General features: G+C 67.5%; 13 protein-coding genes. 9 read left to right on the top strand and 4 right to left on the bottom strand.

The window, feature by feature from the left end; genetic code table 11:
- Positions 1-9: 9 nt before the first annotated feature.
- Both QSJ18_RS05785 and dprA read left to right on the top strand, forming a co-directional pair.
- On the top strand, positions 10-1,521 hold the full coding sequence (locus tag QSJ18_RS05785) for a YifB family Mg chelatase-like AAA ATPase (RefSeq protein WP_286325349.1): 1,512 nt from the start codon (positions 10-12) through the stop codon (positions 1,519-1,521).
- Positions 1,518-2,651 carry a DNA-processing protein DprA gene (gene dprA, locus QSJ18_RS05790; RefSeq protein WP_286325350.1) on the top strand — a complete coding sequence of 378 codons (1,134 nt, stop codon included), beginning with the start codon at positions 1,518-1,520 and terminating at the stop codon, positions 2,649-2,651. The genes QSJ18_RS05785 and dprA overlap by 4 nt, the downstream gene beginning before the upstream one ends.
- A gap of 3 nt (positions 2,652-2,654) precedes the next feature.
- Here the strand turns inward: dprA and QSJ18_RS05795 are convergent, their stop codons facing one another.
- The gene (locus tag QSJ18_RS05795; RefSeq protein ID WP_286325351.1) at positions 2,655-3,221 is read right to left on the bottom strand and encodes a TetR/AcrR family transcriptional regulator; all 567 of its coding nucleotides are present in this window, start codon (positions 3,219-3,221) and stop codon (positions 2,655-2,657) included.
- A 213-nt stretch (positions 3,222-3,434) separates the two neighbouring features.
- Here QSJ18_RS05795 and QSJ18_RS05800 point away from each other — a divergent pair, with 213 nt between their 5' ends.
- Both QSJ18_RS05800 and QSJ18_RS05805 read left to right on the top strand, forming a co-directional pair.
- Positions 3,435-4,298, top strand: a complete 864-nt coding sequence (locus tag QSJ18_RS05800) for a siderophore-interacting protein (protein WP_286325352.1) — start codon at positions 3,435-3,437, stop codon at positions 4,296-4,298.
- A 66-nt stretch (positions 4,299-4,364) separates the two neighbouring features.
- Positions 4,365-5,273, top strand: coding sequence for a tyrosine recombinase XerC (locus tag QSJ18_RS05805; protein WP_286325354.1), 909 nt, complete (start codon positions 4,365-4,367; stop codon positions 5,271-5,273).
- Here QSJ18_RS05805 and QSJ18_RS05810 read toward each other — a convergent pair.
- The gene (locus tag QSJ18_RS05810; RefSeq protein WP_286325355.1) at positions 5,221-5,838 is read right to left on the bottom strand and encodes a M23 family metallopeptidase; all 618 of its coding nucleotides are present in this window, start codon (positions 5,836-5,838) and stop codon (positions 5,221-5,223) included. The genes QSJ18_RS05805 and QSJ18_RS05810 overlap by 53 nt on opposite strands.
- Positions 5,839-6,266: 428 nt before the next feature.
- On the opposite strand from QSJ18_RS05810, the gene rpsB reads away from it, so the two are divergent.
- Together rpsB and tsf are read left to right on the top strand one after the other, a co-directional pair.
- The gene (rpsB, locus tag QSJ18_RS05815) at positions 6,267-7,082 is read left to right on the top strand and encodes a 30S ribosomal protein S2 (protein ID WP_286325356.1); all 816 of its coding nucleotides are present in this window, start codon (positions 6,267-6,269) and stop codon (positions 7,080-7,082) included.
- An 82-nt stretch (positions 7,083-7,164) separates the two neighbouring features.
- Complete coding sequence (gene tsf, locus QSJ18_RS05820) at positions 7,165-7,989, top strand: translation elongation factor Ts (RefSeq protein WP_286325357.1); 825 nt, start codon at positions 7,165-7,167, stop codon at positions 7,987-7,989.
- Positions 7,990-8,107: 118 nt separating this feature from the next.
- Here tsf and QSJ18_RS05825 read toward each other — a convergent pair whose 3' ends face one another.
- Both QSJ18_RS05825 and QSJ18_RS05830 read right to left on the bottom strand, forming a co-directional pair.
- Positions 8,108-9,802 (bottom strand): MFS transporter, encoded by a 1,695-nt coding sequence (locus QSJ18_RS05825; RefSeq protein WP_286325359.1) that lies wholly within the window; start codon positions 9,800-9,802, stop codon positions 8,108-8,110.
- Positions 9,799-11,220: a condensation domain-containing protein gene (locus tag QSJ18_RS05830; protein ID WP_286325360.1), complete on the bottom strand. Its 1,422-nt coding sequence runs from the start codon at positions 11,218-11,220 to the stop codon at positions 9,799-9,801. The genes QSJ18_RS05825 and QSJ18_RS05830 overlap by 4 nt, the downstream gene beginning before the upstream one ends.
- 309 nt (positions 11,221-11,529) lie before the next feature.
- Here QSJ18_RS05830 and QSJ18_RS05835 point away from each other — a divergent pair, with 309 nt between their 5' ends.
- The 3 genes from QSJ18_RS05835 to pyrH all read left to right on the top strand — a co-directional run bounded on the left by QSJ18_RS05835 (position 11,530) and on the right by pyrH (position 14,386).
- The gene (locus QSJ18_RS05835) at positions 11,530-12,558 is read left to right on the top strand and encodes an alpha/beta hydrolase (protein ID WP_462475994.1); all 1,029 of its coding nucleotides are present in this window, start codon (positions 11,530-11,532) and stop codon (positions 12,556-12,558) included.
- Positions 12,559-12,605: 47 nt separating this feature from the next.
- Complete coding sequence (locus tag QSJ18_RS05840; RefSeq protein WP_286325362.1) at positions 12,606-13,571, top strand: glucosyl-3-phosphoglycerate synthase; 966 nt, start codon at positions 12,606-12,608, stop codon at positions 13,569-13,571.
- Between the two features lie 74 nt (positions 13,572-13,645).
- Complete coding sequence (pyrH, locus tag QSJ18_RS05845; RefSeq protein ID WP_286325363.1) at positions 13,646-14,386, top strand: UMP kinase; 741 nt, start codon at positions 13,646-13,648, stop codon at positions 14,384-14,386.
- The last annotated feature ends 8 nt before the right edge of the window (positions 14,387-14,394 follow it).

Below are 14,394 nucleotides of genomic sequence, written 5' to 3' on the forward strand. Positions count from 1 at the left end.
GGTGACGAGATGGGTCTGGGGTGTACACATGCGGTGGGGCTCAACGCGTTTCTGGCGCAGGTGGTCGATGTGCAGGCGAGTATCGGGCAGGGACTACCGGGCTTCCTGATCACCGGGAACCCTGATCCCTCGGCGCGTGAGGCCAAGGATCGGGTGCGGGCGGCGGTGTCGAATTCGGGTTTCAAATTCCCGGAGATGAAGGTCACCGTCGCGCTGTCGCCGGCCGAGATGCTCAAGGTCGGTTCGGGATTCGACCTCGCGATGGCGGTGGCGGTACTGGCCGCGACGGGGCAGGCAGGCGCGGAGATGTTGCCCGCCACGGTCTTTCTCGGTGAACTGGCGCTCGACGGTGGCCTGCGACCCATTCGCGGCGTGCTGCCCGCGGTGATCGCGGCGCGCGCAGCCGGGTTTCGGCGGGCGGTGGTGCCGCGCGCGTCGGTGACCGAGGCGGCGCTGGTGGACGGGATGGATGTCGGTGGTGCCGACAACCTCGCCGACGTGGTCTGCTGGCTCGAAGGGGTGCGCACCCTGGACACGGTGAACGACGTGCCGGTTTCACCGCCACCCCCGGTACCGGACATGGCGGACGTCGTCGGTCAGCACGAGGCGCGCCATGCCCTCGAAATCGCCGCGGCCGGAGCCCATCACGTCCTCATGACCGGGTCGCCGGGCATCGGCAAGACGATGCTGGCGCGCCGGATGCCGGGCATCCTGCCGTCCCTGGCGACCGAGGAGTCACTGGAGGTCACCGCGATTCACTCGCTGACCGGATCGTTGTCGCCGGGACATCCGCTCATCACCGAACCGCCGTTCATCGCGCCCCATCACAGTTCCACGGTCACCGCGTTGCTCGGTGGCGGTACGGGCTTCGCGCAGCCGGGTGCGCTGTCCAAGGCGCACCGGGGTGTGCTGTTCCTCGACGAGTGCGCCGAGATGGGATCCAAAGTCCTCGATTCCCTGCGGCAGCCGCTCGAAGAGGGGGAGGTGCGGGTGCCCCGCCGGGACGGGGTGGCCATGTACCCAGCGCGTTTCCAACTGATCCTCGCGGCCAATCCCTGTCCGTGTGCGCCCGCCCACGACGTCGACTGCGTCTGCTCGGCCGTGGTCCGCAGGCGCTATCTCGGCAAACTGTCCGGACCGCTGATGGATCGTGTCGACATCCGGGTCAAGATGGAGCCGCCGGGCAATACCGCACTGATGACCGGGACCGGGGAGTCGAGCGCAGACGTGCGGGCCCGGGTGGTCGCGGCGCGCGCCGCGGCATTGGAGCGATGGGGTGAACACGGCTGGCGGACCAACGCCGAGGTTCCGGGATCGGCGTTGCGGCAACGGTTCCGGCTTCCACCCGCGACCCTCAAACCGGTTGAGTTGTTCCTCCGGGACGGGCGGGTGACCGCGCGCGGAGCGGATCGTGCGCTGCGATTGGCGTGGACCTTATGCGATCTGCGGGGTGCCGATCAACCGACCGAGAACGACGTCGCCGAGGCGCTGATGTATCGGGATCGGGGGTCGAACTGGTGAGCGCGCTACCCGACGACGAACTGCTGGCCTGGGCCTATCTTGCGCGGGTGGCCGAACCGCCGGCCGCGTCGGTGATCGCCCTGACCGCCGAACTCGGGCCGGTGGACGCCGCCGCCGCGATCCGGGCACGTTCGGTGCCTGCCGCTCACCATGCGGTGCTGGCGGTGACCCAGGCCAGGGCGGACACCGATGTGGCGGCCGCCGATCTCGATAGCGCCGAGCGGGTCGGGGCGCGGCTGGTGACTCCGGCTGACGCGGAGTGGCCCGGTTTCGCCCTGCTGGCGCTGGACCAGGCCGACACCGCTGCGAAAGGTGGTGAGCCGCTGGCACTGTGGGTGCGTGGTCCGGCGCGCCTCGACGACCTGGTGACGTCGGCGATCGCGATCGTCGGTTCCCGGGCGGCGTCGGCCTACGGCGAACATGTGACCGGGATGCTCGCGTCCGGTGTCGCGCAGGCCGGTTGCGCGGTCATCTCCGGTGGCGCATTCGGGATAGACGGTGCGGCGCATCGGGCGGTCGTCGCCGCGGGCGGGGTGACCGCGGCCGCGATGGCGTGCGGTATCGACCGCGATTACCCGGCCGCTCACACCACTCTGCTGCGGGAGGTGGCCCGCACCGGTGCGGTGATCAGTGAGTACCCGCCCGGCACCGGGGCGGCGAAACATCGCTTCCTGACCCGCAATCGGCTGGTCGCCGCGCTCAGCGAAGCGACCGTCGTCGTCGAGGCGGGCCGACGGTCGGGCGCGGCGAATACGGCGGCCTGGGCTCGCAAACTCGGGCGTCCACTGGGGGCGGTGCCCGGGCCGGTCACCTCGGCGACGTCGGTCGGCTGCCACCGGATGATCGCCGATGAACTGGCGGTCCTGGTCGGCGACGTCGACGGGGTGCTGGCTTTGGCGCATCCGGAAGGCAAGGCGGAGAGGGGAAGTGGTCGGGTGCGGGTGACCGACGCGCTGGACGCAGATCAGTGTCGTGTGCACGATGCATTCCCGGCACGCGGGGTGGTGTCGCTGGATGAGATTGCCTACACATCCGGGCTGGCGGTCTCGGTGGTGCGCACGGCCCTGGCCGTGCTGGAGGTGCGGGGCCTGGTCGATGGCGATGGTGCCCGGTGGCAGTTGTCGGGCTAGTCCTCAGGGGGTGGTGATCAGGTTGATGAGGAAGCGGAGATCCTGGTGGGCGGTCGCGCTGAACTGCCCGTACGAGCGGATGAAGCCGATGCCGCCGTAGAGCAGGGCGGTGGCCCGGGAGCGTGCCTGGTCGGCGTCGAAGCCGAGTTCGGTGAGGGTGGTCTCGGCGAGTGCCAGCACGGTCTTGTCCATGTCCACCACCGAGGCGGCGAGGGTGGCATCTGTGTCGGCCCACCGTCGGATCGCGGCCTCGACCTGCCAGCGATGCGGATCGGCGGCAAGATCGCCGATCGCGGCCAGACGCGTTGCCGCAGGTTTCGCGCGCATACCGAGGATCAGGGCGCGGGCGTCGGCGTGCTGCTCGCGGAAGCGCTCGGCCAACGCTTCGCGCATCGCGCCGATGTCGGCGAAGTGCCAGTAGAAGCTGCCCTTGGTGACGCCGAGGATGACACTGAGCCGTGCCACCTTGAGCGCCTCGGGTCCCTCGTCGATGAGGAGCCGCATGGCCGCGTCGAGCCAGTCCTCCGCGCCCAGTCGCGGCGCACGCTTCGTTGCGGTGTGGTCGGACATTCTTCCCCCCAGGCTGCGTGTCGGCGAGCGCCGACCGCTGAAGTTTACCAATGTGAATCATCTGTAGATCGCGTGAATGTCTGGGGTCCTTACTTCTGCCTGGTCAGTAGGCATTTCGCATCGTTACTCATGCGAACGATTAGGGCCTCCGGTTAGGTCGCCCTAATCTCGCTACGAATCGGGCGTACGCTGGGTGCCCGACGAGGAGGTTGTGTGGCCAAGCGAGTGAACACGATGACGGTGCTCCGCACGGAACGATTGTCGCCGCATTTCGTGCGGGTCTACCTGGGTGGTGACGGCTTCGACGGATTCGCACCCGCACTGGGTGCCGCCGGGGAGCCGGACACCGATATGTACGTCAAGATCGCCTTTGCGCCCGCGGGTGTCGTCTATCCGGAACCGTTCGACCCGCAGGAGCTGCGGGCCACACTGCCGCCGGAGGAACAGCCCATCTTGCGCACCTACACGGTCCGCCGGGTCGACGACGAGCGTCGTGAGATCGCCATCGACTTCGTGGTGCACGGGGATGAGGGCATCGCCGGGCCGTGGGCCGCATCGGCTCAGCCTGGCGAAACGGTGACCTTCCTCGGGCCCGGAAGCGGCTACCGCCCCAAGGCCGACGCGCCCTGGCATCTGCTGGCCGCCGACGAGGCCGGCTTGCCCGCGCTGGCGGCCGCACTGGAGGCATTGCCCGACGATGCGGTCGCAAAGGTGTTCATCGAGGTCGCCGGTCCCGAGGATGAGCTCGAGCTGACCGCCCCGGTCGGTGCGGAGATCGTGTGGGTGCATCGTGGTGGCCCAGCCGGGGAGGTCGGTGACGACGTCTCCGGTGACAATGCGCCACTGATCGCGGCGGTGCGCGGCGCCGAATGGCTTGCGGGTGAACCTCATGTGTTCATCCACGGCGAAGCTCAGGTGGTGATGCACAACCTGCGTGGCTACGTGCGTAAGGAACGGGGGGTGAAGGCGGCCAACGCATCCATCTCGGGGTACTGGCGACGTGGGCGTACCGAAGAGGGCTTCCGGCGGTGGAAGTCGGATCTTCGGGCCGCCGAGGAGGGTGTCGCGCAGATCTGATGTGCGCGGTCACCGGAATGCATCGATCCGGGGCGCGATCCGCGTGTGCGGTTGCGCACCGCGGTCATGGGCGCTGTGCTGGGACCCATGCTCGATGACTTCGCCGACTATCTGCGCCTGGAATCCGGGCGCAGCCCGCATACCGTGCGGGCCTATGTCGGCGATATCCGTGCGCTGATCTCCTTTGCCGGGGCTCGGGGTGTGGAACCGCGGGCGATCGACCTCGCGCTGCTGCGCGCCTGGCTCGCGGAGAACACGCGCCGGGGTGCCGCCCGCACCACCGTCGCGCGCCAGGTGTCATCGGCAAAGGTCTTCTGCGCGTGGGCTGTTCGCGAGCAGATCATGGACAGCGACCCGGCTCAGCGGTTGCGTGCACCCAAAGCGCACCGCACGCTCCCTGCTGTGCTGAGTCCGGAACAGGCCGAGAAGGCGATGGCCACCAGCGCGCCCGACCAGGGCAATCCCGACGACCCGATCGCATTACGGGACCGGGTGATCATGGAGTTGCTGTACGCCACCGGTATTCGTGTCGGGGAGCTCTGTGGAGTCGACATCGGAGATATCGACCGGGAACGGCGGGTGCTGAGGGTGATCGGCAAAGGCGACAAGGAACGCAGCGTGCCGTATGGGCGGCGGGCGGCGGAGGCCATCGATCGTTGGTTGCGCGAGGGTCGGGCGGAACTGGCCGGCGAGCGATCGGGGGCGGCCCTGCTGCTCGGTGCACGCGGTGGTCGCCTCGATCAGCGGATGGCGCGAGCGGTGGTCAACCGCGCCGTGGAGGCGGCGGACGGTCCGGCGATGGGGCCGCACGGACTGCGGCACAGCGCGGCCACCCACCTCCTCGAGGGAGGTGCCGATCTGCGCGTGGTGCAGGAACTCCTGGGTCATTCGTCGTTGGCCACCACCCAGATCTATACGCATGTCAGCGTCGAGCGGCTGCGCGCGGTGCATCAGCAGGCCCATCCACGGGCGTGACCGCCGACGGGGCGCCGACAGGCGGTGTCGATGACGAGCCGATCGGTTTGAGGCGTATCCGGACGGCACCGATCAACCCGAGTGGATTGACGTAGCGCGCGGTCGGGCCGGTGCCGCGCCGCGCACCCCAATGGAGACAGCCGGGCGCCGGGCAATCGGGGTGCCCGGACTCCACGGTGCCGATGACCTCGCCGCGGACGACGGTGCTGCCGATCGGCACCGAGGCGCGGACGGGTTCATACGTAGTGATCAGCCCGGCGGGATCGGCGGGGGAATCGTGGGCGATCGAGATTACCGGCCGGCCGGCCACGTCGCCGACGAATCGCACCCGACCCGATCCGGCGGCCAGCACCGGGGTGCCGGGCACGGCCGACAGATCGACGCCGCGGTGCCCGGGCAGCCATCGCCGGGTGGGGGGATCAAAGCTGGTCACCACGGTCGGGCGGCCGGGGAGCGGGACTGTATAGGCCCGATCGGCATGGGCCCCGGCGGCAGGCAGGGCGAGTAGTACCAGGAGGAGAATCGTCAGGCCGCGCAATCGTGATCGTGGGTGTGCGGTTGGCATACCTGTGTTGACGCAGCGGCGGGCCGCGGGGATCCATCAGCGGCGGGCCGCGGGGATCCATCGGCGGCGGGCCGCGGGGATCCATCGGCGGCGGGCCGCGGGGATCCATCGGCGGCGGGCCGCGGGGATCCATCGGCGGCGGGCCGCGGGGATCCATCGGCGGCGGGCCGCGGGGATCGGCGAATCGGTTTTGGTTTACCGGGCCTGACCGGCGTAAACTCTTCGGCGCACCTCGTCACCAGGCGGGGTGACTTCGCGCGCCTGCAGTTCCGGTGGCTCGATCGCGGGTGTTCTCGCAGGTCGTACGGCCGGGACAAGGTCTCACACGAGCGGTCCGAGGATGAAGATCCGAGGTTTCGTACGAGCGTAGGCGCCAGGGTCGGCGCCACCGGTGTCGACGTCAACTGCACACAAAGGATTGAGAACTCATGGCTGTCGTGACCATGAAGCAGCTGCTGGACAGCGGCGCACACTTCGGGCATCAGACCCGCCGTTGGAACCCGAAGATGAAGCGATTCATCTTCACCGACCGCAACGGCATCTACATCATCGACTTGCAGCAGACGCTGACCTACATCGACAAGGCCTACGAATTCGTCAAGGAGACCGTCGCCCACGGTGGCACGATCCTCTTCGTCGGCACCAAGAAGCAGGCTCAGGAGTCCATCGCGGCCGAGGCCACCCGTGTCGGCATGCCTTACGTCAACCAGCGCTGGCTGGGTGGCATGCTCACCAACTTCCAGACCGTTCACAAGCGCCTGCAGCGCATGAAGGAACTGGAAACCATGGAGCAGACCGGTGGCTTCGAGGGACGCACCAAGAAGGAAATCTTGATGCTGACCCGCGAGAAGAACAAGCTGGAGCGCACCCTCGGCGGTATCCGCGACATGGCCAAGGTTCCCTCGGCCGTGTGGGTTGTCGACACCAACAAGGAGCACATCGCGGTCGGTGAGGCTCGCAAGCTCAACATTCCGGTCATCGCGATCCTCGACACCAACTGCGATCCCGACCTCGTCGACTACCCGATCCCGGGCAACGACGACGCCATCCGCAGCGCCGCACTGCTGACCCGTGTGGTCGCTTCCGCGGTTGCCGAGGGTGTGCAGGCTCGTGCCGGTGCCGCCGCAGGCGACGCCAAGCCCGAAGCCGGTGCGGGTGAGCCCCTCGCCGAGTGGGAGCAGGAACTGCTGACCCAGGCCGCGGCTCCGGCCGCCGAGGGCACCGGCGAGACCGCCGCTCAGTAGTCGGTACCGATTTCCCGTCGGGCCGGGACATTCCTCCCGGCCCGACGACCACCAAATCTCTTCCGAAGGAGGCTCGCCAACGATGGCGAACTACACCGCAGCCGATGTGAAGCGACTTCGCGAGCTCACCGGCTCTGGAATGCTGGACTGCAAGAACGCGCTGGCCAACAACGACGGTGACTTCGACAAGGCCGTCGAGGAACTGCGCATCAAGGGTGCCAAGGACGTCGGCAAGCGTGCCGAGCGTTCGACCGCCGAGGGTCTCGTCGTCGCCAAGGACGGCGCTCTCGTCGAGCTGAACTCCGAGACCGACTTCGTCGCCAAGAACGACGAGTTCCAGGCTCTCGCCGACCAGGTCGTCGCGGCGGCCGTCGCGGCCAAGACCAACGACGTCGACGTTCTCAAGGCCGCTGCCCTGGGCGACGGCACCGTCGATGAGGCCATCGCGGCTCTGTCGGCCAAGATCGGTGAGAAGCTCGAACTGCGTCGCGTCGCCTACTACGACGGACCGGTCGCGGTCTACCTGCACAAGCGTGCTTCGGATCTGCCGCCTGCCGTCGGCGTGCTGGTGTCCTACGCCGGTGAGGGCGACGCCGCAGCCGAGGCTGCTCGTGGCGCTGCCATGCAGGTCGCCGCGCTCAAGGCGCGCTACGCCACCCGCGAGGAGGTGCCCGCCGACGTCGTCGAGAACGAGCGCCGCATCGCCGAGCAGACCGCCAAGGAAGAGGGCAAGCCCGAGCAGGCGCTGCCGAAGATCGTCGAGGGACGCGTCAACGGCTTCTATAAGGACGTCGTGCTGCTCGACCAGCCGTCCGTCCAGGATTCGAAGAAGACCGTCAAGGCTCTTCTCGATGAGGCTGGCGTGACCGTGAACGGATTCGTCCGTTTCGAGGTCGGCCAGGCCTGATCTTCCTCGGAGTCCTTGCGACGCCGACCCGTACTACGACCGCCCCGTCTCTTCGGAGATGGGGCGGTCGTCGTCTTCGTGGGTGTGTATACGTATGGGGGACAAAACAACCGATGTGTCAGCGGCGCCCGGCCCGGACGAGCGCGGTGAGCATCGCGATGGCCGCGGTGATTCCGGCCAGGACCCACAGCGTGATCTGAAACGCGCCGAGGAAGGTGCTTGCGGTCACCGCTGCGGCGGCCTCCTGTATCGCCGGACGTGCCAGTGTCACCGCGGTGGCCACCGGACCATCGGTTGGCGTCCGGGTGTCGTCGGCCGAGCAACGAGGGGCCGGCCGTTCGGGATGTGCGGACTGAAGTTGGGCGGTCGCGCAGGAGGCGAAGCGATCGGCCACGATCGGCACGAAGAGCGGCTGCACGCCCGAATCCGCCAGTGCCATCGTAAGATCGGCCCGCACCGCGGGTACGGCGGTGGTGGTCTGTGTGGCGACCTGGCCGAAGAAGAAGATGGTCACCACGGCCAAACCGAGGGACGCCCCGATCTGCTGGACTGTCGGGATGGTGCCCGACGCCGATCCGACCGTCTGTTCGGAGGTGTCCGACAGGATCACCGTCTGTAGCGGCGCGACGAACAGTCCGGTGCCGATGCCGCCGAGTATCAGTGGCGCGAGAATGGTGGGTACGGAAAGTGTTTCGGTCGCCGGATCGATGACTGCGGCGAGCCAGCAGAAGGCGACGGCAAGTGTTGCCGCACCTGTGCCCAGCGTGGTGGCCGCGCTGGTCCGGGCGACGATGGCGGGGGAGAGGATCGAGCCGCCCGCGGCGCCCACCGCGAACGGTAGGGCGAGCAACCCGGTGTGCAGGGCCGAGTATCCCAGGCCGAACTGGGCCGAGATCGACACCGTGAAGAAGAAGCCTGCGAACACGCTGAAGAACAGCAGGGACAGCGTGAGCCCGACGCGGAATCGCCGCGATGCGAAAAGGTCCATCCGCAGCAGGGGTGCGCCGCCTCGGCGCATCAGCGCGCGCTCGTGTCCGACGAAGGCGGCCAGTAGGACCACGGCGACCGCCATCATCAGCCACAGTCGGGCAGGCCATTCCTGCTCGCGGCCGACGGCCAGCGGATACAGCAGGCCGAACAGGCCCGCCCCGGACAGCAGCATACCGACGATGTCGGGCGGCACCGGGTCGGGATCACGGGCGGTGGGTAGTCGTCGGCGGGCCAGCACACAGGCGACGACGGCGAGTGGGACGTTCACGAAGAAGATTGTCCGCCAGCCCCATCCGAAGAGGTCGGCGTCGACGAGCAGGCCGCCGATCACCGGACCGAGGATGGCGGCGAGTCCGGCGACCGCACCGTAGACACCGAAGACGAGCCCGTGCAGATCCTTGCCGAAAAGTGCGGCGATCAGCGCCAGGGTCTGCGCCGACATCAGCGCCGCACTGATGCCCTGCGCGCCGCGGAAGACGATGAGTGCCAGCGGATCGGTGGCGAGACCGCACAGCACCGACGTCACGGTGAAGGCGACCATCGCCGTGATGAACATCCGGCGGCGTCCCCATCGTCCGCCCAGCGTCGCCGCGGTCAGCAGGGTGCAGGCGAAGGCCAGTGTGTACACCGTGAGCACCAGCAGTTGTTCCGAGGTCGATGCACCGAGGTCGGCGGTGAGATCGGGCAGCGCGATATTCACGATGGTGGTGTCGAGCATCTGCATGAACACGCCAAGCAGGCAGCCGGCGAGCGCCAGCCATGACTCCCGCCGAACCGGTTGCCGGACAGCCCGATCCCGACCGGTGGCCGGGCCCGCGGTCACGAGGTGAGGGCAGGGAGTGCGGGCTGATAGTCACCCTGGTTGGCGACCGTGGTGACCACCTCGACGAAGCGTTCGACGTAGCGTCGGACCGAGTCGGCGGCGGTCTCGGTCTCCGGGTACAGGAAGGTGATGGTGGTGGATTCCGCGAATCGGTTGACCCACATGTACACCTCTTCGCTGCTACCGCGGTTGCCGAACAGGCAGCCGTTCGCGGTCTCGAAGATCTCCACACCCGGCAGTTTCCGCACGTCGATGTAGGAGACCATCGGTACGGTCCATCCCGGTCGTACCCTGATGCCGTCCTCCGGCCGCACCAGTTCGAGGACCCGGTGGAAGGAGACGTCGGTGAGTTCTTTGCCCTCGGCGTAGCTGCGGGCGGCTTCGGGGGCAAGGGTGGCGAAGGAGGTGTGCTCTCCGACCCGCAGCGGCACCGGAATCAGGCTGGTGAACCAGCCGACCGAGTTCCGTTCGTCTTCGGTGGCCCGGGTGCTCTTCGGGGTCATTCCGAAATAGGTTGCCTCCCCGGTGAATTCGGCATATAGCAACCCAGCGGTGGCCATGATGCCGGAGATGACGTTCGCCCCGAGGCTGCGGCACACATCCTCGAAACGCTGTGCGGTCGACTCGTCGAAGACGGTGGTCGTCAGATGCGCGCTACGGGTGTAGCCCTCCTCGTCGGTGTCGAGGGGGAGGGGGAAGTGCGGCAGTTCGCCGTCGTTCGCCGATACGAGGTCGATCCAGCGCTGGACGTGCGCCGATTCCCGGGTCAGTTCACGGGAGATGGCCCGTTCGCGCGCACAGTAGTCGACGTAGCTGCCGGCGGCCGGGAGTTCGGCCCCGGTGCCGAAGGCGGCATTGACGTACAGGGTCATCAGTTCCATGCAGGTCAGCGCCTGCGAGATGCCGTCGGTGTTGAGGTGGTCGACGGCGGCGTACAGCGTGAAGCCGCCCTCCCATTCGATGGTGCCGAAGGTGAAGCAGTCCCAGCTGAACGGTCCCGGCGTCTCGTCTTGGACAAGTATCCGGATCTCGGTCGGGCTGAGTAGTCCGTGCTCGGCGGGGATCATGTCGACGATCTCCGGGTCGATGAGGTGGCGATCGATCGTGCCGTCGTCGGCTATCGAGAACCAGGAGCGGAAGCTGTCGTGGCGCCGGACGAACTCGTTGACCGCGGTGGTCATCGCGGCCGCATTGAGGGGGGTCTGGAAGTCGAAGGCCATCAGGCACAGCCGGGCGAACCGGAAGCCTGCGGACTCGTTTCGCCAGGCGGCCCGGAGGTATTCCTCCTGCTGATGGGAAGCCGGAACGGGATGTGCCACAGCAGTTTCGGCAGACGTCACCGACGCTAGCGAGGCCACCCAGCTGGTCAACTGTCCCGGACGGGGGTTCCACTCTTCGATTAGTCCGAAATTCAACATTTGGGGGGGTACCTCGATTCACTCTGGGGGAGTTGAGATTCGGGACACGCCGTAATACGACTGTGACCTGTCCTCCCAATGGGGAGGCACGCTACACCCACCGCACCGTTTGTCGCCAGTACAACCCAGAAACTCGGTGAGACGTGAAACCGATTGCGTATCACCAGGTTTTGTGGGTCGAGAGACCCAGTTTCCTGGACATCTGACCCACGTGGACAACGCCGGATTTGTCGGGCAGACTGCCGGGCATCGACGGCGCGTGAGCCTCGTCGGGGCGTCGTCGGGGCACAACTGGGAGAAAACGTATTGATGAACCAGCATGCCGACCGCGGAGTCTCCTCGAGAGCCGGGCTTCGGGGATGTGTGGCCTGGTCGTTCGCCGTCGCGATGGTGGTGGCGGTGTTGGGCCTGCCTGCGCAGGCGTCGGCGGTCCCTGGTGCGCGGATCGTCGCCGAACATGTGCAGCGCGGCGGTGAGATCGACCTGACGGTCCGGTCGGTGTCCATGCGCACCGCAATGTCGGTAAAGGTGTTGCCCGCCAAGGGTTTTAGTCCAGCTCCGACGCTCTACCTGCTCAATGGTGCGGCCGGTGGCGAGGGCGGCAGCAGTTGGTTCGACCGCACCGATATCCGGTCCTACTTCGCCGACCGGCATGTCAACGTCGTCGTACCGATGGGCGGGGCGGCCAGCTACTTCACCGACTGGCAGCGTGAAGATCCCACCCTCGGCGTGCAGAAGTGGTCGACCTTTCTGACCAAGGAACTTCCCGCGGCGATCGACCGACGCTTCAATGGCAACGGCCGCAATGCAATTGCCGGAATCTCGATGGCCGGCACCTCGGTGTTCCAACTGTCGCTGCACGCGCCGAAGCTCTATCAGGCGATCGGATCCTTCAGTGGATGCGCCCAGACCAGCGATGCGCTCGGGCAACTGGTGGTGCGGATGGTCGTCGAAGGCCGTGGCGGCGCAAACACGCTGAACATGTGGGGGCCACCGAGCGATCCCGCCTGGCGCGCCAACGACCCGTACGTGCATGTCGAGGCGTTCCGCGGCAAGTCGATCTACGTCTCCAACGGCTCCGGTGCACCCGGCCGCTATGACACCCTGCAGGGCCCAGGCATCGACGGGAACGGAACCAAGCTGTTCGACCAGATCGCGGTCGGTGCGGTGATCGAGACGGCAACCGCCGAATGCACGCGCAATCTGCAACGACGGATGCAGGCTGCCGGGGTTCCGGCGACCTTCCATCTCTATCCGGGCGGCACCCATGCGTGGCCGTACTGGCAGGACGAACTCCACCGGGCGTGGCCGCAGTTCGCATCGGCGCTGGGCGCATGAGCCGGCGCGTCGAGTCGTCGCCCAACGGAGGGCCGACGCGTCGCCCGGTGCCCGATTCCACGGTGTCGTCGTCGGGAGGGTCGGCGACCTGGCTGGAGTCCAACACCTGGGAACGATCCCAGCCGGTGCTGGCCGATCTGGTCGCCCGCAAGAACGGGCGGACCATCTCCGTGGTACTGCCCGCGCTCGACGAAGAGGCGACCGTCGCGGCGGTCATCGCCTCGGTGCGTCCTCTGGTCGGCTCCCTCGTCGACGAGATCGTCGTCGTCGACTCCGGTTCCACCGATGCGACCATCGCGCGTGCCGCGGCGGCCGGGGCCCGCGTGGAGACCCGCGAGTCCGCGCTGCCCGGGGTGCCGGTGACCTCGGGCAAGGGGGAAGTGTTGTGGCGTTCCCTGTCGGCGACGACCGGTGACATCGTCGTCTTCCTGGACAGCGACCTCATCGACCCCGATCCGCTCTACGTCCCGCGACTGGTCGAGCCGTTGCTCACCGTCGACGACCTGCATCTGGTCAAAGGGTTCTACCGGCGGCCGATGCTCGGATCCGAAGGTGTGGACCCCGCCGGTGGTGGACGGGTCACCGAACTGCTGGTGCGCCCGCTGATCGCGGCGCTGCGCCCGGAGTTGGGCGGGGTGATCCAGCCCCTCGGCGGTGAATACGCCGGCACGCGCGAACTGCTCACCGCCATCCCGTTCGCGCCCGGATACGGCGTGGAGATCGGCATCCTGCTCGACACCCTGACCCACTATGGGATCGACGCGATCGGCCAGGTCAACCTCGGGGTGCGAATCCACCGCAATCGGCCGTTGACCGAACTCGGCCCGATGGGGCGACAGATCGTCTCGACGCTCCTCGGTCGGCTCGGCATCGAGGATTCCGGCGCACCGTTGACCCAGTTCCAGCTCGACGACGACGGGTTCACCGTCGCGCGCAGCTATCCGGTCACCGATGACCGGCCGCCGATGCGTTCGGTGGTGGGGGAGTTGCTCGCCGGAGGTATCGGTCACTGAGCTTCGACACGCGTCACCGGACGGTACGAGGGAGGACGTACGATAGTTCACCGAACCGACGAGTGAGGAAGTTGATGAGCGAAGTGTCCGACCAGAATCAGTCCGAGCGTCATGGATTCCAGCGGGTACTGCTCAAGCTCGGTGGTGAGATGTTCGGTGGCGGCGAGGTCGGCCTCGATCCCGACGTCGTCGGTACGGTCGCCGACCAGATCGCCGACGTCGTCGCCTCGGGTGTGCAGGTTGCCGTAGTCATCGGCGGTGGAAACTTCTTCCGCGGCGCCGAACTCCAACAGCGCGGTCTCGACCGGGCCCGGTCGGACTACATGGGCATGCTGGGTACCGTGATGAACTGCCTCGCCCTACAGGACTTCCTGGAGAAGCGTGGGGTCACCACCCGCGTGCAGACCGCCATCACGATGGGACAGGTCGCCGAGCCCTATCTGCCGCTGCGTGCTCAGCGACATCTGGAGAAGGGGCGTGTGGTCATCTTCGGTGCCGGTATGGGCATGCCGTACTTCTCCACCGACACCACCGCCGCGCAGCGCGCACTGGAGATCAAGGCTGAGGTCGTATTGATGGCCAAAGCTGTCGACGGGGTCTACAGCGACGACCCCCGGACCAACCCCGACGCCACTCTGTACCGCGAGATCACCCACCGTGAGGCGCTGGACAAGCAACTGAAGGTGGCCGACGCGACCGCCTTCAGTCTCTGTATGGACAACAAGATGCCGATGCTGGTGTTCAATTTGCTCGAGCAGGGCAACATCGCGCGTGCCGTCGCCGGCGAGCCGATCGGCACCCTGGTGCGGTCCTGACCGCCCAG

The organism is Gordonia heveisoli (assembly GCF_030315745.1).
Taxonomy (GTDB): Bacteria; Actinomycetota; Actinomycetes; order Mycobacteriales; family Mycobacteriaceae; genus Gordonia.